This window comes from Clavibacter davisi (assembly GCF_052751415.1).
Genome location: NZ_CP199882.1, coordinates 2,809,126 through 2,831,134, shown reverse-complemented (window position 1 = coordinate 2,831,134; position 22,009 = coordinate 2,809,126). Strand labels below are relative to the sequence as shown.

Here is a 22,009-nt window from a genome sequence, read left to right as displayed (position 1 = left end):
TGTCACGGCGTCGGCAGATCGCCGAGATGACGGGCATCTGAGTGCCTTCGGCAACCGTTACACGGTGGTAACACGGAGCCCTTCTCAGGGCGAATACCCGGGGTATGTTGAGGATTCGTGCGCGTCGCAAGGGGCGCGTTCGGGCCACCGATCCCCATCTGAAGGACGTGTTCGTGATCCCACGCTCCCCTCGGCTCCGCCCGGAGTCCGACCGCGCAGCCTCCCTGCGCCGGGCGACGGCCTCCGTCGCCGCCACCGCCCTCGTCGCCGCCGGCCTCGTCACGTTCGGAGCGGGAGGCGCGATGGCCGCGCCCGCGCCGACCGTCGCGAAGCAGGCGGCCGACCTCGAGGACGGCCGCTACATCGTCACCCTCGTCGACCAGGCCGCCGCCACGTACCAGGGCGGCATCGCGGGACTCCCCGCGACGCAGGCGCGCTCGGGCACGCAGCTCGACGCCCGGTCCGCCCCCGTCGTCGACTACACCGACCACCTCGAGCAGCAGCAGCAGGATGTGGCCGCCAGCGTCGGCGCCGACATCGACTACTCGTACTCGCTGACGGTCAACGGCTTCTCGGCCGACCTCACCGCCGAGCAGGCCGCCGAGCTCTCGAGCGACCGGGAGGTCCAGAGCGTCGAGCTCGACCGGATCTACCACCCCACCTCCACCCCCGCGGCCGACTTCCTCGGCCTCACGGGCGCCGACGGCGTCTGGGCGAAGACGGGCGGTCAGGAGGAGGCGGGCGAGGGCGCGGTGATCGGCGTGATCGACACCGGCATCGCCCCCGAGAACCCGTCCTTCGCGGGAGAGCCGCTCGGCACCGCGAAGGGCGACGCGCCCTACCTCGACGGGTCCACGATCCGCTTCGACAAGGGCGACGGCACGCAGTTCGCGGGCGTGTGCCAGACGGGCGAGCAATTCGCGGCCGCCGACTGCAGCACGAAGATCGTCGGCGCGCGCTACTTCGTCGACGGCTTCGGCAAGGCGAACATCGGCACCGCGGCGACCGGCGAGTACGTTTCCCCGCGCGACGGCGACGGCCACGGATCGCACACCGCGTCCACCGCGGCGGGCGAGGCCGGCGTGGAGGCCACGATCGACGGCAACCCGCTCGGTGAGATCTCGGGCGTCGCGCCCGCGTCGAAGGTCGCGGCCTACAAGGTCTGCTGGTCGGGCCCCGACGGCTCCGTCCAGACCGACGACGGCTGCGCGGGCGCTGACCTCGTCGCCGCCATCGAGCAGGCGACCGCGGACGGCGTGGACGTCATCAACTACTCCATCGGCGGCGGCGCCGCGCGGACCACGTTCTCCGCCACCGACCAGGCGTTCCTCGGCGCGGCCACGGCGGGCATCTTCGTCTCGGCATCCGCCGGCAACTCCGGGCCCGACGCCTCCACGCTCGACAACGCGTCGCCGTGGATCACGACGGTCGCCGCGAGCACGGTCGCGGGCAACTTCGAGGCCACCGCGAAGCTCGGCGACGGGCAGCAGTTCGCGGGCTCGTCCATCACGGTCACCGAGCCGGTGACCGGCGCCTTCGTCACGGCGGCCTCCGTCGCCGCGGCCGGCGCCACGACCCCGAACCTGTGCGGACCCGGATCCCTCGACCCGGCCAAGACCGCCGGGAAGATCGTCCTGTGCGAGCGCGGCACCTTCGACCGCACCGCCAAGTCGGCCGAGGTCGAGCGGGCCGGCGGCATCGGCATGGTCCTCGTGAACCCGACGCCCAACTCGATCGACGCCGACACGCACGCCGTGCCGACCGTCCACCTCGACGCGGACGTCTACGCGGCCGTCTCCGCCTACGCGGCGACGTCCGGCGCGACCGTCACCCTCGTGCCCGACAACGTCACGGGCGTGTCCGCCCCGACCCCGCAGGTCGCCGGCTTCAGCTCGCGCGGCCCGGTGCTCGCGGACGGCAGCGACATCCTGAAGCCCGACGTCGCGGCGCCCGGCGTCTCGATCATCGCGGCCACGAACAACGCGGAGGGCGGCGACCCGACCTTCGCGCTCCTGTCCGGCACGTCGATGGCGGCCCCGCACGTGGCCGGCCTCGCGCTGCTGTACCTGGGCGAGCGCCCGAACGCGCCCGTCTCCGAGATCAAGTCGGCCCTCATGACCACCGCGTACGACACGGTGGACGCGGACGGCGGCACGGTCACGGATCCCTTCGCCCAGGGCGCCGGCCACGTGGACGCGCGCCGCTACCTCGACGCGGGCCTCCTGTACCTCAACGACCGCAGCGACTGGGTCGCGTACCTCGCGGCCCTCGGCTACGCGACGGGCATCGACCCCGTCGACCCGTCGGAGCTCAACCTGGCGAGCATCGCGATCGGCGCCCTCACCGGCTCCGAGACCGTGACCCGCGAGGTCACCTCCACCGGGCCCGGTACCTACGCGGCCAGCGTGCAGGGGCTCGCGGGCATCACGGCGGACGTGACCCCGTCCACGCTCGAGTTCACCGAGGCGGGCCAGACGAAGTCGTACGAGGTGGCGTTCACGCGCACCACGGCGCCCGTCGACGCGTACGCCACCGGGTCGCTCACCTGGACGAGCGCCGACCACGTCGTGCGCAGCCCCGTCGCCGTGAACCCCGTCGCCATCGCGGCCCCGGCCGAGGTGCAGGGGACCGGCATCGACGGCTCCGTCGACGTCACGGTGACGCCCGGCACCACGGGCCCGATCGCGCTCACCGCCGAGGGCCTCAGCGCCGGCGTCGTGATCCCGGACCCGGAGGACGCCTCGTCGCCCGTCACCGGATCCGGCCCCGCGAAGACGTCGGCCACCTACCCGGTGACCGTCCCGGAGGGCCAGCTGGCCACCCGGATCGACCTCGACTCGGCGGACGACGCCGCCGACCTCGACCTCACGGTCACCCGGGTCGTCGACGGGAAGGTGGCGGCGACGTACACCTCGGCCACCGAGTCCGCCGACGAGTCCGTGACCATCGAGGAGCCGGTCGCCGGCGAGTACGTGGTGAAGGTCGACGTCTTCTCGGTCCCCGAGGGCGAGACGACCGAGGAGTGGACGGTCACGGAGTACGACCTGTCCACGACGACGGACGAGGGCGGCTTCCGGGTGTCCCCGGACCCGGTCGACGCGGTGCAGAGCCGGCCGGCCACTTACACGGCGTCGTGGACCGGCCTCGCTCCCGAGACGTCGTACCTCGGTCGCGTCGCCTACTCGGGCTCCGCGGCGACGACCTACGTGCGCGTCGAGTCGGGCGCGACCCCGGCCCCCGTCGCGACCGCGCCGCCCGTGATCACCGGCACGCCCGCCGTCGGCCGGACGCTCACCGCGTCGCCCGGCACGTGGGACGCCGAGGGCCTGGCCTTCTCGTACCAGTGGTCCGCCGACGGGAAGCCGCTCGCCGGACAGACGCGCGCGACCTACCGGGCCGCGAAGTCGGTCGCGGGGAAGTCGCTCACGGTCGTCGTGACGGCGAAGCCGGCCGCGGGCCCCGCGGGCACCGCGACCAGCGAGCCCGTCGTGGTCAAGCTGGCCAGCAGGGTCACGGTGTCCGTCACGCCATGGGTGCTGACGAGCGCGCGGAAGGCCGTCGTCACGGTCGAGGTCGGCAGCGCGGCGAAGGCGGCGCCCACGGGCAGCGTCACCGTCACGGTCGGCAGGGACGCGTACGAGGTCGCGCTGGACAAGTCCGGCACCGGCCGCGTCCGGCTGCCGGCGTACGCGAAGGGCCTGTACGCCGTGACCGCCGCCTACGCGGGCGACGACGCGAACGCGGCGGAGACCAGCTCGCGGAAGTACCTCTTCGTGATCCGCTGATCCGCGACTGATCCCGAGTGATCACCGCCGAGGGGGCGGGTGCCGCGAGGCGCCCGCCCCCTCCGTCGTGCGCGGCGGTGCGTCAGCGGAAGATGATCGTGCGCGCGCCGTCGAGCAGCACGCGGTGCTCCGCGAACCAGCGCACGGCCTGCGTGAGGGTGCGCGACTCCTCGTCCTGGCCGATGGCCATGAGCTCGCGGGCGCTGCGCGAGTGGTCGACGCGCACGACGTTCTGCTCCACGATCGGGCCCTCGTCGAGGTCGCTCGTGACGAAGTGCGCGGTCGCGCCGATGAGCTTCACGCCGCGCGCGTGCGCCTGCTTGTAGGGGTTCGCGCCCTTGAAGCCGGGGAGGAAGGAGTGGTGGATGTTGATGATCCGGCCGCTGAGCCGCGCGCAGAGCTCGGGGGAGAGGATCTGCATGTAGCGCGCGAGCACCACCAGCTCGACGTCGTGCTCCTCGACCGCGCGGATCACGCGCTCCTCGAAGGCCCGCTTCGACGCCTCGTCCGTCACGGGCACGTGCTCGAACGGCACGCCGTAGAAGCCCGCGAGGTCGGCCAGCTTCCCGTGGTTGCTGAGCACGAGCGGGATCTCGACGGGCAGCTGGCCCGCGCGCTGCCGGAACAGCAGGTCGTTCACGCAGTGCTCGGCGGTGGATCCCAGCACGAGCGTGCGCAGCGGCCGGCCCACCTCGTCGAGGTGCCAGGTCGCGTCGTACCGCTCGACGACGGCGGCGAGGGCGTCGGCCAGCCGGTCGTCGTCGGCCGCGCTCTGGATCTGCAGGCGCATGAAGAAGCGGCCGGTGTCGGCGCTCGAGAACTGCTGCGACTCGGTGATGTCGCCGCCGGCCTCGACGATGGCCCCGGCGATGGCGTGGACGATGCCCGGCCGGTCGTCGCAGGAGAAGCTGAGGACGCGGTGCGGGGCACGCGCCGGGGTGGCCTGGTCGGTCATCCGTCTAGGCTAGCGACTGGCCGGGCGGATCCCGCCGGCCCCGGGAGCTCTCCCGCCGTCGACGTCCCGTGGGTCTCCATGACGAACACCTCCCCCATCTTCCTGCCCGATCCCGACCGCGTCGCGCACGCCGGCCGGCGCACGCCCGTGCCGCCGCACGACCCGTCGGATCCGGCCTTCCGGTTCCCCTGGGTCGGCATCCTCACCCTCGCCGCGTGCGTGTTCCTCAGCGTCACGAGCGAGACGCTGCCCACCGGCCTCCTCAGCGAGATGAGCGGCGACCTCGGGGTGGAGGAGTCGCGCGTCGGCCTCCTCGTCTCGGTGTTCGCGATCGCCGTGGTGGTCTCGAGCGCGCCGCTCGCGGCCCTCACCCGGCGGGTCCCGCGGCACGCGCTGCTCCTCGCGGTGCTCGCGGTCTTCGCGACGAGCAACCTCCTGACGGCGCTCGCGCCCACGTTCGAGCTCGTCGTCGCGACGCGCGTGCTCGGCGGGCTGGCGCACGGCCTGTTCTGGGCGGTCGTCGGCGCGTACTCGGCGCACCTCGTGCCGCCCGCGCTCATCGGCCGGGCGGTCGCGCTCACGGTCGGCGGCGGCAGCCTCGCGTTCGTGCTCGGCGTGCCGCTCGGCACCGCGGCCGGGCAGGCGTTCGGCTGGCGCGCGGCGTTCGCGGGGATCGGCGTGCTGACGCTGCTCGGGATCCTGCTGACCTGGCGGTTCCTGCCGGCGGTAGGGCGGCCGGAGCGCGAGACCCCCGCGGCCGCGTCGGGTGCGGGCCGCGTCCCCCTCCGCGAGCGCATGGCCGGGCAGGGCGTGGGCGGCGTGCTGCTGGTGTGCCTCACGGCGATGGTGATCATGATCGGCCAGTACGGCTTCTACACGTACGTCGACCCGTTCGTCACGCGCGTGATGGGCATCCCCGAGCAGCAGCTGAGCGCCATGCTCTTCGGCTACGGGATCGCCGGGGCCGTCGGCCTCCTCATCGCGGGCACGGTCTTCTCGAGCCGGCCGCAGCTCGGCGTGGTCTCGGGGCTCGCCGCCGCGGCGCTCGGCGTGAGCGCGCTGGCGTTCGCGCCGGGCATGTGGGGCGTCGCGATCCCCGGCTTCCTCCTCTGGGGCCTCGCGTTCGGCGCGATCCCGTCCCTCCTCCAGACGCGCATGCTGCACGCGGCGCACCCGTCGTTCCGCGACACGGCGAGCTCGTTCTACACCACGGCGTTCAACGTGGGGATCGGCGGCGGGGCGCTCGCCGGCGGCGCGCTGCTCGACGGGCTGGGGCTCCCGACGCTGCCGGTCGCGTACCTCGTCGTCATGGCGGTGTCGGTGGTGCTCGTCGTCGGATCCGCGGGGCGGGCCGCCCGGGGTCGCGCGACCGCCGCGCGCGCGGACGCCTGACGCCGCCGGACCCACGAGGCTGTCGGTGGTCCCCAGTCGTCCCGTGGCGCGGGAGGCCGTCGCTGGTCCCCAGCCGTCCCGTGGCGCGGGAGGCCGTCGGTGGTCCCCAGCCGTCCCGTGGCGCCGCGTGCCTGCGCGAGGATGGAGCCGTGACCACGACCCCCGCGCCCCTCGGCCTCCTCCTCGACGTCGACGGCCCCATCGCCAGCCCGATCACCCGCACCCTCGCCATCCCGAGCATCGCGACCGACCTCGTGGAGCTCGCCGCCGCGGGCGTGCCCATCGTCTTCAACACCGGCCGGTCGGACGCCTTCATCCGCGAGCAGGTCGTCGGCCCGCTCCTCGCCGCCGGCCTGCCGGAGGGCGCGCGCGTGCACGCCGTCTGCGAGAAGGGCGCGTCGTGGTTCTCGATCTCGCCCGCGGGTGCGGGGGAGGTTCACGTCGACCGGTCGCTCGCGCTGCCCGAGGCGTTCATGCGCGACATGGAGCGGCTCGTGGAGGAGCGCTTCGCCGACTGGATGTTCTTCGACGCCACCAAGCACGCGATGGTCTCGCTCGAGCAGCTCACGAGCGTGTCGTCCGCCGACTACCTCGCCGTGCAGCCGGAGCTCGACGCGCGCGCGGTCGAGATGCTCCAGGCGCACGGGCTGGGCTCGGTGCTCGAGGGCGTCGAGGTGCCGGACGCGGAGGGGCGCGTGCAGGTGCGCGTGGATCCGACGATCATCTCGACCGACATCGAGTCGATCCGCCTCGGCAAGGACCTCGGCGCCTCCCGCGCGCTCGAGCTGCTCGCCGACAGCGGCCCGCTGCCGCTGCGCTGGCGCACGGTCGGCGACTCGCGCACCGACTACGCGATGGCCGGCTGGCTGCACGAGCACGGTCACGAGGTCGCGCACGTCGACGTGCGGCCGACGGACGGGATCCCCGCGACGCCGTACCCGGTGCTCACCGCCGGCGACCTGGTGCACGACCACGCGGGGGCGGCGTTCCTCGCGCACTGGGTGCGGATCATCCGCGGCGAGGAGGCGGACGACTCCGCGTTCCTCGCGCCGGGGCGCTCCGCGAGCTGATCCGCACCCGCTCTCCGCGCACGCGATCCGCACGCGGCCGCCCGCCGCGCTCGCCGCACGACCCGAGGGCCCGTCCGATCCGGACGGGCCCTCCCGCGTGCGCGCGAACGGATGTTAGCCTCGGCTAACACTTCGACGGAGAGGCCGCCATGACCCGCACCGCCCCCGAGCGCCGCGCGCGCCGGCCCGTCACGGGACCGCGGCTCGTCCTCCTGCTCGGGCCGGCGTTCGTCGCGGCCATCGCCTACGTGGATCCGGGCAACGTCGCCGCGAACCTCACCGCGGGCGCGCGCTACGGCTACCTGCTCGTGTGGGTGCTCGTCGCCGCGAACGCCATCGCCGTGCTCGTGCAGTACCAGTCGGCGAAGCTCGGGCTCGTCACGGGCAGCAGCCTCCCGGAGCTCCTCGGCCGCCGGCTGCCGACCACCCGCCGCCGCGCGTTCTGGGTGCAGGCGGAGCTGATCGCGGCGGCCACCGACCTCGCGGAGGTCATCGGCGGGGCCATCGCGCTGCACCTGCTGTTCGGGATCCCGCTGCTGGCCGGCGGCGTGATCGTGGGGCTCGTCTCCATCGGCCTCCTCGCCGTGCAGTCGCGGCACGGGCAGCGGCCGTTCGAGCTCGTGATCGGGGCGCTGCTCCTCGTGATCACGGTCGGCTTCCTCACCGGCCTCGTCGTGAGCCCGCTCTCGGCGTCCGGCATCGCGGGCGGCCTGGTGCCGCGCTTCGACGGGCCGGACAGCGTGCTGCTCGCCGCGAGCATGCTCGGCGCGACCGTGATGCCGCACGCCGTCTACCTGCACTCCTCCCTCAGCCGCGACCGGCACGGCGTGCAGACCGACGACGGCGTGCTCCGGCGGCTCCTCCGCGCGACGCGCTGGGACGTGATCACCGCGCTCGCCGTGGCCGGCGCCGTCAACATCTCGATGCTCCTCATCGCGGCCGCGAGCCTCGGCGGCGTGCCCGGCACCGACTCCATCGAGGGGGCGCACGCGGCCATCACGGCGTCGCTCGGGCCGGTCGTCGGCGTCGTCTTCGCGGTCGGGCTGCTCGCCTCCGGCCTCGCGTCGACGTCCGTCGGCGCGTACGCGGGCGCGGCGATCATGGGCGGCCTGCTGCACGTGAAGGTGCCGCTGCTCGCGCGGCGCGTGGTGACGCTCATCCCGGCGCTGGCGATCCTCGCGATCGGCGTCGACCCGACGACCGCGCTCGTCGTGAGCCAGGTCGTGCTGAGCCTCGGGATCCCGTTCGCGCTCGTGCCGCTCATCCGCCTCACGGGCGACCGGCGCGTGATGGGCGCACACGTCGACCGGCCGCTCACGCGCATCGCGGCGTGGGTGGCGGTGTCGCTCGTGGTGGTGCTGAACGTGGCGCTCGTGGTGCTGACCGTCACGGGCTGAGCGCGCCGGGGCGCGTCGGCGGGCCGCGGATCAGTCGGCCGCGGAGACCCACACCGCGGAGGCGGCGGCGGGCGTGAGCGGGCGGACCGCGGATCCGTCGACCGTCACGAGCACGGCGGCCGCATCGCCCGACGCGCGTGACCGCACGAGCGTCGCGTCGAGCCCGATGCCGTGCTCGGCGAGCTCGCGCAGCAGGCGCGGGTCCTCGTCGGAGATGCGGCGCACGCGCAGGGGCCGGTCGGCGGCGGCGTGGGCGAGCACGGTCGCGTCCGGGAGGTGCGGCTCGCCGTCGGCCGAGGGGATCGGGTCGCCGTGCGGATCCCGCGACGGGTGCCCGAGGTGCGCGTCGATGCGCGCCACGAAGTCGTCCGAGACCGCGTGCTCGAGCACCTCGGCCTCGTCGTGCACCTCGTCCCAGCCGTAGCCGAGCACCTCCACGAGGAACGTCTCGAGCAGCCGGTGGCGGCGCACCATCTGGATCGCGTGCCGGCGCCCGTCGTCGGTGAGCTCGATGCTGCCGTACGGCCGATGCTCCACGAGGCCCTGCGCCGTGAGGCGGCGGATGCCGTCGGAGGCGGTGGCGGGCCGGATCCCGAGCCGCTCCGCCAGCCGCGACACGGTCATGGGCTGGTCGGTCCACTCGGTCGCCGACCAGATGAGCTTGAGGTAGTCCTGTGCGGCGCTGGAGAGCTCGTCGACGGACATGCCGCCATGGTACCGAGCACCCGCGACCGGCTCCCGGCCGCCCGGGCGGTGCATGCTGGACGGGACCGCGGGCAGGGACGCCCGCGGCGGATCCGATGGAGGAACCACATGCAGTACCGGAATCTCGGGAACAGCGGCGCGGTCGTCTCGACCTACGCGCTCGGCACCATGACCTTCGGCGCGGAGGCGGACGAGGAGACCTCGGGCCGCATCCTCGAGGCGTACGTCGCCGGCGGCGGCACGTTCATCGACACGGCGGACGTCTACACGTCGGGCGTCTCCGAGGAGATCGTCGGGCGCTGGCTGAAGGCGCATCCGTCGGAGGCCGACCAGCTCGTCGTCGCCACGAAGGGCCGCTTCCCGATGGGGGAGGGGAACAACGACGTCGGCACCTCGCGCCGCCACCTCACCCGCGCGCTCGACGACTCGCTCCGGCGCCTCGGCGTCGACACGATCGACCTGTACCAGATGCACGCGTGGGACGCCGTGACCCCGCTCGAGGAGACCCTGCGCTTCCTCGACGACGCCGTGCGCGCCGGCAAGATCTCGTACTACGGCTTCTCGAACTACCTGGGCTGGCAGCTGACGAAGGCCGTGCACGTCGCGAAGGCCCTCGGGTACACGCCGCCCGTCACCCTGCAGCCGCAGTACTCGCTGCTCGTGCGCGAGATCGAGTCGGAGATCGTGCCGGCGTCGCGGGATGCGGGCATCGGCCTGCTGCCGTGGTCGCCGCTCGCGGGCGGCTGGCTCACCGGCAAGTACCGCCGCGACGAGACGCCGACCGGCGCCACCCGCCTCGGCGAGGACCCGGAGCGCGGCATGGAGGCGTTCACGCCCCGGAACGGCCAGGAGCGCACGTGGGCGATCCTCGACGAGGTGCGTCGGATCGCCGACGCGCACGGATCCACGTCCGCCCGGGTGTCGCTCGCGTGGCTCGAGGCGCAGCCCGCGGTGACCAGCGTGATCCTCGGCGCCCGCACCGTGGAGCAGCTCGAGGACAACATGGCCTCCGCCGACCTCGAGCTCACGGCCGAGGAGATCGCGTCGCTCAGCGCGGTGAGCGCGCCCGTGGTGTCCGACTACCCGTACGGCCCGGCCGGCGTGCAGCAGCGCCACCGCGCGATCGACGTGCGCGGCTGACCGGGACGGCGCCGGTCGCCGTCGCCGCGGGCGACGGGATCGGCGCCGTGGCGGGGGCCGGCGTCGTCGTGTCGCCCGCACGGCCGGCGGGGCGCGACCGGCCCGGGCGCTCGGTCCGCGGCGTGATCCGCACGCGCGGCACGTGCCGCCGCACCACGACCTCGAGGGTCAGCTGTCCGCGGCGCGCGAGCACCACGGCGACCACGGCGGCCGCCAGCGCGGGCACGCCGCCCGAGACGATCATGCCGACGTGCACGCCCCACGCCTCCACGATCCCGCCCATGAGCGGACCGCCGATCGCCTGGCCGCCGAGGAGCACGAGCACGTAGACGCTCATCACCCGGCCGCGGATGGCGACGTTGCTGGAGAGCTGCACGAGCGAGTTCGCGGCGGTCTGGAACAGCAGCGACGCCATGCCGACCGTCACGAGCACGGCGGCGAACGGCGCGATGCCGGGCATCAGCCCCGCGGCCGCCTGCAGGACGGCGGTGATCCCGACGCCCACCACGATGGTCCGCAGCCGCACGCTCGTGCGCCGGGTCGAGAGCAGCGCGCCCGTGAGCGCGCCGATCGCGACCATCGAGTTGAAGAAGCCGTAGCCGCCCGCGCCCACGTCGTAGACGTCGCTCGCGAACGCGGCGAGCAGCACGGGCATCGTGAGGCCGAAGACGCTGAACACGGCCACGAGCACGACGGGCCAGAGGATGGTCGGCTTCGACCGCGCGTACCGGAGGCCCTCCGCGAGCTGGCCGCGGCGGCGCGGGGCGGGCGGGATGCGGACCAGGTCGCGGGTCTTCAGGCTCCACAGGGTGAGCACCACCACGACGCACGCGAGCGCGTTGATCGCGAACGACCAGCCGGCGCCCACCGCGAGCAGCAGGATCCCGCTGAGCGCGGGCCCCACCATGCCGCCGAGCTGGAACACCGACGAGTTCACGCTGATCGCGTTCCGCAGGTGCTCCTGCCCCACGATCTCGGTGACGAACACCTGACGGGCCGGGTTGTCGATCACCGTGACGAGCCCCGTCGCGAACGCGATGGCGAAGATGTGCCACGCCTCGACCGCGCCCGAGAGCGTGAGCACGGCGAGCAGCGCGCTGAGGAGCGCGTAGGTGCCCTGGGTGATCATCATCAGCATCCGCTTCGAGCAGCGGTCGACGATGACGCCGCCGAGCAGGCCGAAGAAGAGCATGGGCGCGAACTGCATGGCGACCGTGATGCCGACCGCGGTGACGCTGCCGGTGAGCTCGAGCACGAGCCAGTCCTGGGCGATGCGCTGCATCCAGCCCGAGGTCATGGCGATGACGTTGGAGGCCGTGAACCGGCGGAAGTTCGGCACGCTCAGCGCGATGAGCGTGTGGCGCCACGGCGGGCGGCGGGTCTGGATCGGGAGCGGGGCGGTCGGGGGGAAGGCGTTCGGCGGCGGTGTCATCAGTCCTGCGGTGTGCGTTGCGTATCAGCGGATCGGTTCCGTATGGTGCGGCCCTCGTGGGGCCGTCACCGAAGCTACCCCGGGACTTCCCATTCGGATCCCGTCTCGACATGATGAGTGGCATCACGATCTCGAATGGAGCGACGATGCTCGACCCGACCCTGCTCGCCACCTTCCTGCAGGTGGCCGACACCCGCAGCTTCACGCAGGCGGCCGCGCGCCTCGGCATCAGCCAGCCGACCGTGAGCCAGCAGGTGCGCCGGCTGGAGCGCGCGGTCGACCGCACGCTCATCGCCCGCGACACCCGCGACATGCAGCTCACCGACGCGGGCGACGCGATGGCCGGCTTCGCGCGCACGATCCTCGCGGCGCACCGGGCGGCCGAGAGCTACTTCGGCGGATCGCAGGTGAGCGGCCGGCTGCGCTTCGGCACCGCCGACGACCTCGCGATCACGCAGCTGCCGCGGATCCTCCGGCACTTCCGGCAGCTGCACCCGCAGATCGAGCTGGAGCTCACGGTCACGCAGAGCGGGCCGCTGCACCGGAGGCTGCTCGCGGGGCAGCTCGACCTGATCCTCACCAAGACGACCGTGGACGAGCAGCCCGCCGAGCGCCGCGTCGGCCGCGACCGGATGGTGTGGGTGGGCCTCGAGCGCACGCTCATCGAGGCGGGCGCGACGGTGCCGCTCATCGCGTACCGGGCGCCGAGCATCAGCCGGCAGATGGCGATCGACGCGCTCGAGCGGGCCGGGCGCACGTGGCGGGTCACCTGCAGCACGCGCGACGTGAACGGCGTGCTCGCCGCGGTGCGCGCGGGCATGGGCGTGGCGGTGCTGCCGCAGGCGCTGATCCCGACCGACCTCGTGAAGGTGACCACGCGCCTCGCCCTGCCGGAGCTCGACGAGGTGGACTACGTGCTGATGGCGAACCCGGCGGGCCCGCGGGACTCGATCGAGGCGCTGACGTCGGCGATCATGTCGCGCGGGGTGGCGCGGGCGAGCTGAGGGCCGCCGCTACCAGCGGGCGACCGGCGGCAGGCCGTCGTCCGCGAGGCCGTCGTCGCGGACGCGTCCGCGGCTCCGGGCCCACCGACCCCGCCTGCGCGCACCGGGCTGGTGCGGCGGCTCGGCCCGGTCGGGATCGGCGCCGGGGCTGCCCGGCTGCTCGAGCTGCATGGCCAGGGCGCGGAGGCGGGCGTCGAGCTCGGCGTGCGCGACGGCGGCCTCGTCGGGCCGGGCGCGGTCGTCGCCGACGTCCGCGGGGAGGCGCGTGGCCTCCTCGAGCGGCATCGCGTCGGCCTGGGCCTCCGCGAGGCGACGGGCGCGGCGGCGGGAGGCGAGGATCCCGAAGGCGCCGACGGCGATCTGGAAGAGGCCGAGCCAGCCGGACGCGTCGTTCACGGGGGCCAGCACGTGCCAGGCGCCGAGCGCGATCCACCCGATGTTGACCCACATGGGCCAGGCGAACCCCGAGGCGCCGCCCGGGCTCCCCGGAGGCCGGCCCGTGCCGCGTCCCTCGTCGCTCATGCCGTTCCTCCGTGCCGACCCGAATCCGCCTGCGAGTGTGTCACGCGAGGTCGGGAGCCGCCTGGAGCCAGACGAACGTTCGGGGGCTCAGGACGATGCCCTTGGTGAGGCGCAGCCGCTCGTCGCGCACGAGGTCGACGGCGTGCTCGGCGAACCCGCCGAGGGTCGCGGCCTCCACGGTCGCGGCGTCGTCGCCGAGGTTCGCGAGCACGAGGACCGTGCCGTCGGCGTGCGGCCGTTGGTAGCCGAGCACGTGCGGGTGGTGCGCGTCGAACCCGACGACGCGCGTGCCGCCGAGGGCGGGGGTGGCACCGCGGACGGCGACGAGGCGGCGGATCCCGGCGTGCACGACCCCCGTGCTCGTGGTGCGGTCCTCGCGCTGGTCGTAGCGCTCGAACGGGTGCAGCGGGCGGTTGACCCAGCGGCTGTCGTCGGCGTGCGCGGGCACGTCGTCGTAGCCGTAGTCGTTGAGCTGGCCCACCTCGTCGCCGAGCACGAGGATCGGCAGGCCGCCGCTGCTGAGCGCGATGGAGTGGGCGAGGAGGATCCGCTCGACCGCGCCCGGGTCGTCCTGCTCGAGGCCCGCGAGGGACGCCGTGGTGCCGGCGACCCCGGCGGGGTGCGCGACGCCGCGCGCGTGGCTGCCGGCGAACCGGCCCAGGTGGAAGTCGGTGAGGAAGCGGCGGTGCTCGTCCGGGTCGATGCCGAGGGCGCGCGCGTCGTCGTCGTCGAAGGCCCAGCGCAGGGCATCGAGGTCGCGGACGCGCGTGGTCCACGCGGTGCCGGCGGGCGCCTCGCCCCGGCGCTCGAGCGAGCGGGAGAGGAGCGCGGGCGAGCGGGTCGCGAGCGCCTCCCAGACGAGGGCGGTGCGCTCGGGGTCGTCGACGAGGCGCACGGCGGCGTCGGCGTCGAGGGCGGCGGGCGCACCGGGTGCGTCGGCCGCGACGGCCAGGGCGACCCCGGGGGAGACGCGGCGGGCGACGGCCGCGAGCACGCGGAGGAGGGCGGCGGCGCGGGCCGCGTCGGCGTCGGCGTCGCCCGCGTCGCCGTCAGCGAGGATTGCGCGCGGGTCGACGCGCAGCAGGTCGGCTCCGGCGGAGGCGAGCGCGGCGGCCTCGCGGGCGGCGGCGCGGATCCGGTCGGGGATGAGGTCGGCGGCGTCCGTCGGGGACAGCTCCACGGCGAGCGTGAGGCCGGCGTCGTGGAGGGCGTCGGCGAGGTCGGCGAGGTCGCGGGCGGATCCGAGCCCGGAGCGCACCCGCAGGTCCGGCGCCAGCAGCGCGTCGGCCGCGACGTCGTCGGCCGCGGGCTCGGCCACGGGCGTCACCTCGAGGTGCGACAGGCCGAGCTCGACGAGGTAGGGGATCCGCGCCGTGAGGCCCGCGAGGTCGCCGGCGTAGCGGTCGACGTAGCAGGAGCCGCCGGTGCGGCGGGCGAGGTCCGGGTCGTCGGATGCGCGTCGGCGGGCGGCGGGCGCCGCGAGCGCGTCCGCGTCGGCCGCGTCGGCCGCGTCGGCGACGAGCGCGTCGGCCAGGGCGTCCGCCCGGTCGTCCGCGAGGAGGGCGAGGTCGGCGGCGAGGGCCGCACGGTCGAGCGGGGGCACGGGGACGTCCGCGGCGGGGGCGCCGTCGGCGGCGGGCCGCGCATCGTGCGCGCGCTCGTCGTCGCGATCGGATCCGCCTGCTGCGGGATCGGTCGTGAGCTCGGTGCTCCTCATGCTCGGTCCTTCCTCCGCATCCGGCGGGCCGCGTCGCCCGACCTCCTGATCCTACGGGCGAGGGGGTGCCGTCGTCCGGCGATCCGCGGGCCCGCGGGCCGGATGCGGCGCTGGGCGGCCAGGCGGGGCCGCGCGCCGCCGCCCCGCCCGCCTGCGAGCCCGCCTCGGCGCCTCGCGCGGGCGCCCCCGCCCGGGTAGGCTCGACGACGTCGCGACTGGCGTTCGGATGGGTCACCATCGGGGAGCGACTCACACACGGTTGGTGGCCGTACGCCTGGGCCACGACGCATCCCCTCGTCCACCGTGCTCAAGGAGTCCCATGCCCGTCGACCAGTCCTTCAACGCCCCCCTCTCCGAGGTCGACCCGGAGATCGCGGCCGTCCTCGAGCAGGAGCTCGGCCGCCAGCGCGGCACCCTCGAGATGATCGCCAGCGAGAACTTCGTGCCGCGCGCGGTGCTGCAGTCGCAGGGGTCGGTGCTCACCAACAAGTACGCGGAGGGCTACCCGGGTCGCCGCTACTACGGCGGATGCGAGTTCGTCGACGTCGCCGAGCAGCTCGCCATCGACCGTGCCAAGAGCCTCTTCGGCGCCGAGTTCGCGAACGTCCAGCCGCACTCGGGCGCCACCGCCAACGCGGCCGTCCTCGCCGCCATCGCGCAGCCCGGCGACACGATCCTCGGCCTCGAGCTCGCGCACGGCGGCCACCTCACGCACGGCATGAAGCTCAACTTCTCCGGCAAGCTCTACGACGCGGCCGCGTACGGCGTGGATCCCGACACCTTCCTCATCGACATGGACGTCGTGCGCGAGAAGGCGCTCGCGCACCGCCCGCAGGTCATCATCGCCGGCTGGTCGGCGTACCCCCGCCACCTCGACTTCGCCGCGTTCCGCGCCATCGCGGACGAGGTCGGCGCCAAGCTCTGGGTCGACATGGCGCACTTCGCGGGCCTCGTCGCCGCCGGCGTCCACCCCTCGCCCGTGCCCTACGCGGACGTCGTCTCCTCCACCGTGCACAAGACCCTCGCGGGCCCCCGGTCGGGCGTGATCCTCAGCCGCGACACCGCGCTCGCCAAGAAGCTCAACTCCGCCGTGTTCCCGGGCCAGCAGGGCGGCCCGCTCATGCACGTCATCGCGGCCAAGGCCACGGCGTTCAAGATCGCGGCCACCGAGGAGTTCGCCGACCGGCAGCGCCGCACCATCCAGGGCGCGCAGATCCTCGCCGAGCGCCTCGTCGCGGCCGACTCCACCGAGGCGGGCGTCTCCGTCCTCACGGGCGGCACCGACGTGCACCTCGTGCTGGCGGATCTCCGCGACTCGCCCATCGACGGCAAGCAGGCGGAGGACGCGCTGCACGAGGTCGGCATCACGGTCAACCGCAACTCGGTGCCGTTCGACCCGCGCCCGCCGATGGTCACCTCCGGCGTGCGCATCGGCACGTCCGCGCTCGCGACCCGCGGCTTCGGCGAGACCGAGTTCACCGAGGTGGCGGACATCATCGCCGAGACCCTGAAGCCCGGCAGCGACCTCGCCGCCCTCCGTGCGCGCGTGCTCACGCTCACGGACGGCTTCCCGCTCTACGAGGGCCTCACCCAGTGACCGCGGTCGTGCTCGATGGCGTCGCCACCGCGTCGGCCGTCAAGTCCGAGCTCGCCGTCCGGATCCGCGCCCTCCGCGAGCAGGGCCTCGTGCCCGGCCTCGGCACGCTCCTCGTGGGCGATGACCCGGGATCCCGCTCCTACGTCGCCGGCAAGCACCGCGACTGCGCCGAGGTGGGCATCGAGTCCATCCGCATGGACCTCCCGGCCGACGCGACCGAGGCCGACGTGCGCACCGCCATCGAGCGCCTCAACACGGATCCGGCGGTCACGGGCTACATCGTGCAGCTGCCGCTCCCGGCGGGCATCGACGAGAACGCGATGCTCGAGCTCATCGACCCGTCCAAGGACGCCGACGGCCTGCACCCGACGAACCTCGGGCGCCTCGTGCTCGGCGTGCAGGGCGAGCTGACGTCGCCTCTGCCGTGCACCCCCGCGGGCATCGTGGAGATGCTCGAGCGCTACGACGTGCCGATCGCCGGACAGCACGTGGTCGTCGTCGGCCGCGGCCTCACGGTCGGACGCCCGCTCGGCCTGCTGCTCACGCGCAAGGGCCTCGACGCCACGGTCACGCTCACGCACTCGCGCACGCGCGACCTCGAGCAGGAGGTCCGCCGGGCGGACATCGTGGTCGCGGCCGTGGGCGTCGCGCATCTGATCAAGCCGGACTGGGTGAAGCCGGGCGCCGCGGTGCTCGACGTGGGCATCACGCGGGTCGTGGATCCCGAGACCGGCAAGGCGCGCCTCACGGGCGACGTGGATCCGGCCGTCGCCGAGGTCGCCGGGCACCTGTCTCCGAACCCGCGCGGCGTCGGGCCGATGACGCGCGCGATGCTGCTCGTGAACGTGGTGCTGGCCGCCGAGCGCGACGCGCGCCTGGCCGCCGAGCTGCGCGGCTGACGGCGCTCGCCGCGGCACGTCAGCTACGCATCATCGAGCACCTCGCGGCCATCAGCACGGTCGCAGGAGACCCGACCCGTGTCGACATCTCGATCAGGAACGAGTAGCAGCATGACGACCATGACATACCGTCCGCGAACGGGCGCGACGCACTGGTGGGTGCTGGTCGCGGCAGTCGCCTCGTGCGTCCTCCTGCTGGGGACGGCGTGGTCGCTGGCTGCACAGGTGGTGGTGGTGGTGATCGCGGCGAAGCGGCTCTCACGGCGTCCTCCCCGGCGGGAGGCGGTGGTGCTCTGGAGCGCCATCGCCGTGATCGCTGCCACGCTCGTCGCGGTGACCGCGGTCGGCATCGCCGCGGCGAGCTTGTCGAGCACGTCCACCACCACGACCGTTCCGATCGACTAGCGCAGGCGGGCACTTCCGCCGAAGCCCCGACGGAGTGTCGGGCGATGCAGGAGGGGACGGCCGGTCAGGCCGTCCCTTCCTCGCGTCCCGGGTCCGTCGCGGACGCCGGATGCGCGACCAGGAGCACGGCCGGCGTCGGGATCGTCCCCGCGTGCAGCCGCGCGTTCTCGACGTAGTGCGCCGCGTTCGCCCGGAGCCCCGCGACCTCCTCGTCCGTGAGCTCGCGCCGCACCTTGCCGGGCACGCCCGCGACGAGCGAGCGCGGCGGGATGACCTGCCCCTCCAGCACGACCGTGCCGCCCGCGAGCAGCGACTCGCGGCCGACGACGGCGCCGTTCATCACCGTCGCTGACATGCCGACGATGCAGTCGTCCTCGATCGTGCAGCCGTGCAGCACGGCGTTGTGGCCGACGCTCACGCCCGTGCCGAGCGTGAGCGGGAAGCCCGCATCCACGTGGCAGCTCACGTTGTCCTGCAGGTTCGAGCCCGCGCCGATCACGATGTCCGCGGCCTCCGCGCGCACCACGGCGTTGAACCACACGCTGGATCCGGCGGCGAGCGTCACCCGCCCGACGACGCGCGCGCCCGCGGCCACGAGCGCGTCGTCGGCGATGTCGGGCGCGGGCGATCCGGGGAGCGCGCGGACGGTGGCGTGGGGATCGACGGTCATGCCGACAGGGTAGGCCGCCGGGTCAGGCGCCGGGGCGCATCCGCGTGCCGCGCTCCATCGGCACGAAGCCCGCGGCCACGTACGCGTCCCACGGCGCGCGGTAGTAGGGGAGCGGGGAGGCGTTGATGAACACGTCGTGGCCGCCCAGCTCGCCCACCCGGCGGCAGACGTCGAGCGCGAGGGTCTGCGCGAGCCCCAGGCGGCGGTGCGCGGGCACGATGCCGAGCGGCTCGAGCTCCGCCCATCCGCTCGCGGGGTCGAGCCAGGCCGTGCAGGTGCCGGCGAGCGTGCCGTCGGGTGCCTCGATCACGAGGTCGAGCTCGCGCCGGTAGACGGCGGCGGTCTGCATGGCCGCGTAGCCGTCCGCGTCGAAGCGGCTCTCGGCCTCCGGGTCGATGCCGTCGCCGGACCCGTCGGTGAAGGGCAGCTCGACCGGCTTCCAGGCGCGGCGGTGCGTCTCGACCTTGGCCTGCTCCTCGCCCTCCGCGACCGGGCGGATGCGGTACCCCGCGGGCGGTCGCGCTCCCGTGTCGTGGGCGGCGTGGCGGAGCCCGGCGAGCGGGACGGCCTCGTCGACGAAGCCGCGGCCGGCGAGGATCCCGCGCAGCCGGTCCTGCCCGCGATGGACGGCGACGCTCGTGCGCCCGTCTCCGGTCGCGTCGAGGATCCACGCGGCCAGCAGGTCGGTGGTGGCGTCGTCGCCGGGCGCGCACTCGACGCGCGCGTCGTCCTCGGAGAAGGCGGCCCAGCCGATGAGCGCGCCGGCACTGTCGCGCACGACGGCCATCCGCTCCGGCAGCTGGCCGGTGGACGCCTCCCACGCGAATCCGCCGGGGTGGGTGGACGCGGGGAACCACGCGGACAGCGCGGGGGCGATGTCGCGGACGGCCCCCTCCCGGTCGTCGACGATCTCGGTCAGGCTCGCGGGTGGTCGCATGCCGCCGAGCCTAGGGGGACGCCCGTCCTACTGCTCCGCCTTCGCCCCGTCCGAGGGCGTGACCGTGAAGACGGTCGGGCCGGTGTAGCCGTGCTCCGCGAAGGCGCCGTCGATGGCGACCTGGAGGCGCGAGAGCGAGTCGACGTCGATCAGCGCGATGGCCGATCCGCCGAAGCCGCCGCCCGTCATGCGCGCGCCGATCGCGCCCTCGTTCTGCGCGACCTCGACCGCGAGGTCGAGCTCCGGGACGCTGATCTCGAAGTCGTCGCGCATGGAGCGGTGGCTCGCGTCGAGCAGCTCGCCGATCGCCCGCGGGCCCTCCTCGCGGAGCGCGCGCACGGTGTCGAGCACGCGCTGGTTCTCGGTGACGATGTGGCGCACGCGGCGGAACGTCTCGTCGTCGAGCACCTCGCGGGCGCGCACGAGGTCGTCGACCGCGAGCTCGCGCAGGGACGAGACGCCCATGAGGCGCGCGCCCCGCTCGCACGACTCGCGGCGTGCGCGGTAGCCGCCGTCGGCGTGCGCGTGGGCGACGTGGGTGTCGATCACGGCGATGGTGAGGCCGGCCGCCTCGAGCCCGAGCGGGATGACCTCGGCCTCGAACGAGCGGCAGTCGAGGAACACGCCCGCGTCCTGCTGACCGAGGAGGCTCGCGGACTGGTCCATGATCCCTGTCGGGGCGCCCACGATCTCGTTCTCGGCGAGCTGCCCGACCGCGGCGAGCGTCGGCCGGTCGAGGCCCAGCCGCCAGATGTCGTCGAGCGCGAGGGCGATGGATCCCTCGAGGGCCGCCGACGACGACAGGCCCGCGCCCACGGGCACGTCGCTGTCGACGTACACGTCGAAGCCGGGCACGGCGGCGAGGTCGGCCCCGCGCTGACCGAGGGCCCACGCGACGCCCAGCGGGTAGGCCTCCCAGCCCGCGATGCGCTCGCCGGTGAGGTCGGCGAGGCGGGCCTCCACGACCTCCTCGGAGAAGGAGCTGGCCAGGCGGATCCGGTCGTCGTCCCGCGGCGCGAGCGCGATGACGGTGCGGCGGTCGATCGCGAACGGGAACACGAACCCGGCGTTGTAGTCGGTGTGCTCGCCGATGAGGTTCACGCGCCCGGGCGACGACCACACGCCGTGCGGCTCGCGCTCGAAGCGGGCGCGGAATCCCTCGCGCACGTCGTCTCGGATGTCGGTCATGCGTCCTCCACTGCCTTCCGGATCATCTCGGCCGCCTTCTCCGGCGGCACGTCGCCGATCCAGGCGCCCATGGCCGCCTCGGATCCGGCCAGGAACTTGAGCTTGTCGGCGGCCCGGCGCGGCGACGTGATCTGCAGCATCAGCCGGATCTCGTCGCGGTGCGCAGCGACGGGCGCCTGGTGCCAGGCGGCGATGTACGGCGTCGGGGTGTCGTACAGCCGGTCCATCCCCCGCAGCAGCCGCAGGTACATCGTGGCGAGCTCGTCGCGCTCGGCCTCGGTCGTCTCCGCGAGGTCGGGCACGTGGCGGTGGGGGAGCAGGTGGATCTCCACGGGCCAGCGCGCCGCGAACGGCACGAACGCCGTGAAGTGCTCGCCGCGGAGCACGACGCGCTCGGACGCCTGCTCGGTCTCGAGGATCCGCTGGAACAGCCCCGGCCCGAACCGCTCGATCGACTCCACGAGGCGGCGCGTGCGCGGCGTGACGTAGGGGTACGAGTAGATCTGCCCGTGCGGATGGTGCAGCGTGACGCCGATGGCCTCGCCGCGGTTCTCGAACGGGAACACCTGGCGGATCCCGGGCATCGCGGAGAGGGCGCGCGTGCGCTCGGCCCACGCCTCCACCACGGTGCGGGCGCGCGACGGCGTGAGGCCGCTGAACGAGCCGGTGTGCGCGGGGCTGAAGCAGACGACCTCGCAGCGGCCGACCGAGGTGCGGGTGCGTTCCAGGCCGATGGACGTGAGGTCGTCGTCGTCGACGGGCGCGTCCACGCCGTCCGCGTCCGCGAGCGCGGGCCCGAAGGACGGCGACTTGTTCTCGAAGACCGCGACGTCGTACATGCTCGGGATCTCGGACGGGTTGGACGGGGTCGCGGGGGCGAGGGGATCGAGCTCCGCCGGCGGCAGGTGCGCGCGGTTCTGCCGCGCGGCCGCGATGGAGACCCACTCGCCCGTGAGCACGTCCTGCCGCATCGTCGCGGTGGGCGGCCGAGGTGCCGCCGGGCGGGCGTCGACGGCGCGCTCGGGCGGGAGGGCCGTGTCGGCGTCGTCGAAGTAGACGAGCTCGCGGCCGTCGGACAGCAGCGTGCGGCGCTGCGTGATCCCGGACGGCGACGTCGTGACGGTCTGGTCGGCATGCATGATGCCCCGATCCTACGGGCTCGCGGGGCCCGGATCTGCATTCCCGAAAGGCCGG

General features: G+C 74.3%; 18 protein-coding genes and 1 riboswitch. Of the genes, 9 read left to right on the top strand and 9 right to left on the bottom strand.

Features of this window, described 5'->3' with window-relative positions:
• Window positions 1-167: 167 nt before the first annotated feature.
• Window positions 168-3,785, top strand: a complete 3,618-nt coding sequence (locus ACU4ZT_RS13385) for a S8 family serine peptidase (protein WP_414749167.1) — start codon at window positions 168-170, stop codon at window positions 3,783-3,785.
• Between the two features lie 82 nt (window positions 3,786-3,867).
• On the opposite strand, the gene purU is transcribed toward ACU4ZT_RS13385, so the two are convergent.
• Window positions 3,868-4,740, bottom strand: coding sequence for a formyltetrahydrofolate deformylase (purU, locus tag ACU4ZT_RS13380; RefSeq protein WP_445337345.1), 873 nt, complete (start codon window positions 4,738-4,740; stop codon window positions 3,868-3,870).
• A 78-nt stretch (window positions 4,741-4,818) separates the two neighbouring features.
• On the opposite strand from purU, the gene ACU4ZT_RS13375 reads away from it, so the two are divergent.
• The 3 genes from ACU4ZT_RS13375 (at window position 4,819) to ACU4ZT_RS13365 (ending at window position 8,599) form a co-directional block, all read left to right on the top strand.
• Entirely contained in the window at window positions 4,819-6,132 is a 1,314-nt protein-coding gene (locus tag ACU4ZT_RS13375; RefSeq protein ID WP_445337344.1) for an MFS transporter, read from the top strand.
• A gap of 149 nt (window positions 6,133-6,281) precedes the next feature.
• Window positions 6,282-7,202, top strand: coding sequence for a Cof-type HAD-IIB family hydrolase (locus tag ACU4ZT_RS13370; protein ID WP_445337343.1), 921 nt, complete (start codon window positions 6,282-6,284; stop codon window positions 7,200-7,202).
• Window positions 7,203-7,351: 149 nt separating this feature from the next.
• On the top strand, window positions 7,352-8,599 hold the full coding sequence (locus ACU4ZT_RS13365; RefSeq protein ID WP_063071652.1) for an Nramp family divalent metal transporter: 1,248 nt from the start codon (window positions 7,352-7,354) through the stop codon (window positions 8,597-8,599).
• Window positions 8,600-8,629: 30 nt separating this feature from the next.
• On the opposite strand, the gene ACU4ZT_RS13360 is transcribed toward ACU4ZT_RS13365, so the two are convergent.
• Window positions 8,630-9,304, bottom strand: coding sequence for a metal-dependent transcriptional regulator (locus tag ACU4ZT_RS13360; protein WP_445337342.1), 675 nt, complete (start codon window positions 9,302-9,304; stop codon window positions 8,630-8,632).
• Between the two features lie 108 nt (window positions 9,305-9,412).
• On the opposite strand from ACU4ZT_RS13360, the gene ACU4ZT_RS13355 reads away from it, so the two are divergent.
• A complete protein-coding gene (locus ACU4ZT_RS13355) occupies window positions 9,413-10,444 on the top strand; it encodes an aldo/keto reductase (RefSeq protein ID WP_063071650.1) in 1,032 nt (343 codons plus the stop codon).
• On the opposite strand, the gene ACU4ZT_RS13350 is transcribed toward ACU4ZT_RS13355, so the two are convergent.
• Window positions 10,353-11,876 (bottom strand): MFS transporter, encoded by a 1,524-nt coding sequence (locus tag ACU4ZT_RS13350; RefSeq protein ID WP_414764210.1) that lies wholly within the window; start codon window positions 11,874-11,876, stop codon window positions 10,353-10,355. The genes ACU4ZT_RS13355 and ACU4ZT_RS13350 overlap by 92 nt on opposite strands.
• A gap of 146 nt (window positions 11,877-12,022) precedes the next feature.
• Between ACU4ZT_RS13350 and ACU4ZT_RS13345 the strand changes: the two genes are divergently transcribed.
• Window positions 12,023-12,880 carry a LysR substrate-binding domain-containing protein gene (locus ACU4ZT_RS13345; RefSeq protein ID WP_063071648.1) on the top strand — a complete coding sequence of 286 codons (858 nt, stop codon included), beginning with the start codon at window positions 12,023-12,025 and terminating at the stop codon, window positions 12,878-12,880.
• Between the two features lie 9 nt (window positions 12,881-12,889).
• On the opposite strand, the gene ACU4ZT_RS13340 is transcribed toward ACU4ZT_RS13345, so the two are convergent.
• Both ACU4ZT_RS13340 and ACU4ZT_RS13335 read right to left on the bottom strand, forming a co-directional pair.
• Window positions 12,890-13,402 (bottom strand): hypothetical protein, encoded by a 513-nt coding sequence (locus ACU4ZT_RS13340; RefSeq protein WP_445337341.1) that lies wholly within the window; start codon window positions 13,400-13,402, stop codon window positions 12,890-12,892.
• Between the two features lie 40 nt (window positions 13,403-13,442).
• Complete coding sequence (locus tag ACU4ZT_RS13335; protein ID WP_445337340.1) at window positions 13,443-15,119, bottom strand: alpha-amylase family glycosyl hydrolase; 1,677 nt, start codon at window positions 15,117-15,119, stop codon at window positions 13,443-13,445.
• Window positions 15,120-15,320: 201 nt separating this feature from the next.
• A riboswitch (ZMP/ZTP riboswitch) is annotated at window positions 15,321-15,406 on the top strand.
• Between the two features lie 32 nt (window positions 15,407-15,438).
• Between ACU4ZT_RS13335 and glyA the strand changes: the two genes are divergently transcribed.
• The 3 genes from glyA (at window position 15,439) to ACU4ZT_RS13320 (ending at window position 18,020) form a co-directional block, all read left to right on the top strand.
• On the top strand, window positions 15,439-16,716 hold the full coding sequence (gene glyA / locus ACU4ZT_RS13330) for a serine hydroxymethyltransferase (protein WP_063071345.1): 1,278 nt from the start codon (window positions 15,439-15,441) through the stop codon (window positions 16,714-16,716).
• Complete coding sequence (locus tag ACU4ZT_RS13325; RefSeq protein ID WP_270979870.1) at window positions 16,713-17,615, top strand: bifunctional methylenetetrahydrofolate dehydrogenase/methenyltetrahydrofolate cyclohydrolase; 903 nt, start codon at window positions 16,713-16,715, stop codon at window positions 17,613-17,615. The genes glyA and ACU4ZT_RS13325 overlap by 4 nt, the downstream gene beginning before the upstream one ends.
• 111 nt (window positions 17,616-17,726) lie before the next feature.
• A complete protein-coding gene (locus ACU4ZT_RS13320; RefSeq protein ID WP_131798112.1) occupies window positions 17,727-18,020 on the top strand; it encodes a hypothetical protein in 294 nt (97 codons plus the stop codon).
• 64 nt (window positions 18,021-18,084) lie between these two features.
• Here ACU4ZT_RS13320 and ACU4ZT_RS13315 read toward each other — a convergent pair whose 3' ends face one another.
• The 4 genes from ACU4ZT_RS13315 to galT are packed head-to-tail and all read right to left on the bottom strand — an operon-like array spanning window position 18,085 to window position 21,954.
• Window positions 18,085-18,690 carry a gamma carbonic anhydrase family protein gene (locus ACU4ZT_RS13315; RefSeq protein ID WP_063071348.1) on the bottom strand — a complete coding sequence of 202 codons (606 nt, stop codon included), beginning with the start codon at window positions 18,688-18,690 and terminating at the stop codon, window positions 18,085-18,087.
• 22 nt (window positions 18,691-18,712) lie between these two features.
• The gene (locus ACU4ZT_RS13310) at window positions 18,713-19,627 is read right to left on the bottom strand and encodes a GNAT family N-acetyltransferase (RefSeq protein WP_063071349.1); all 915 of its coding nucleotides are present in this window, start codon (window positions 19,625-19,627) and stop codon (window positions 18,713-18,715) included.
• A 27-nt stretch (window positions 19,628-19,654) separates the two neighbouring features.
• A complete protein-coding gene (gene galK / locus ACU4ZT_RS13305; RefSeq protein ID WP_063071350.1) occupies window positions 19,655-20,815 on the bottom strand; it encodes a galactokinase in 1,161 nt (386 codons plus the stop codon).
• Window positions 20,812-21,954: a galactose-1-phosphate uridylyltransferase gene (gene galT / locus ACU4ZT_RS13300; RefSeq protein ID WP_063071351.1), complete on the bottom strand. Its 1,143-nt coding sequence runs from the start codon at window positions 21,952-21,954 to the stop codon at window positions 20,812-20,814. Before galT ends, galK begins: the two co-directional genes overlap by 4 nt.
• Between the last annotated feature and the right edge of the window lie 55 nt (window positions 21,955-22,009).

Excerpts from the sequence above, each read along its gene's own strand:
- ACU4ZT_RS13350 (WP_414764210.1), bottom strand. The coding sequence starts at position 11,876 with ATGACACCGCCGCCGAACGCCTTCCCCCCGACCGCCCCGCTCCCGATC.
- galT (WP_063071351.1), bottom strand. The coding sequence starts at position 21,954 with ATGCATGCCGACCAGACCGTCACGACGTCGCCGTCCGGGATCACGCAG.
- ACU4ZT_RS13375 (WP_445337344.1), top strand. The coding sequence starts at position 4,819 with ATGACGAACACCTCCCCCATCTTCCTGCCCGATCCCGACCGCGTCGCG.
- ACU4ZT_RS13320 (WP_131798112.1), top strand. The coding sequence starts at position 17,727 with ATGACGACCATGACATACCGTCCGCGAACGGGCGCGACGCACTGGTGG.
- ACU4ZT_RS13340 (WP_445337341.1), bottom strand. The coding sequence starts at position 13,402 with ATGAGCGACGAGGGACGCGGCACGGGCCGGCCTCCGGGGAGCCCGGGC.
- ACU4ZT_RS13355 (WP_063071650.1), top strand. The coding sequence starts at position 9,413 with ATGCAGTACCGGAATCTCGGGAACAGCGGCGCGGTCGTCTCGACCTAC.
- ACU4ZT_RS13310 (WP_063071349.1), bottom strand. The coding sequence starts at position 19,627 with ATGCGACCACCCGCGAGCCTGACCGAGATCGTCGACGACCGGGAGGGG.
- ACU4ZT_RS13345 (WP_063071648.1), top strand. The coding sequence starts at position 12,023 with ATGCTCGACCCGACCCTGCTCGCCACCTTCCTGCAGGTGGCCGACACC.
- glyA (WP_063071345.1), top strand. The coding sequence starts at position 15,439 with ATGCCCGTCGACCAGTCCTTCAACGCCCCCCTCTCCGAGGTCGACCCG.
- ACU4ZT_RS13360 (WP_445337342.1), bottom strand. The coding sequence starts at position 9,304 with ATGTCCGTCGACGAGCTCTCCAGCGCCGCACAGGACTACCTCAAGCTC.
- purU (WP_445337345.1), bottom strand. The coding sequence starts at position 4,740 with ATGACCGACCAGGCCACCCCGGCGCGTGCCCCGCACCGCGTCCTCAGC.
- ACU4ZT_RS13365 (WP_063071652.1), top strand. The coding sequence starts at position 7,352 with ATGACCCGCACCGCCCCCGAGCGCCGCGCGCGCCGGCCCGTCACGGGA.
- galK (WP_063071350.1), bottom strand. The coding sequence starts at position 20,815 with ATGACCGACATCCGAGACGACGTGCGCGAGGGATTCCGCGCCCGCTTC.
- ACU4ZT_RS13335 (WP_445337340.1), bottom strand. The coding sequence starts at position 15,119 with ATGAGGAGCACCGAGCTCACGACCGATCCCGCAGCAGGCGGATCCGAT.
- ACU4ZT_RS13315 (WP_063071348.1), bottom strand. The coding sequence starts at position 18,690 with ATGACCGTCGATCCCCACGCCACCGTCCGCGCGCTCCCCGGATCGCCC.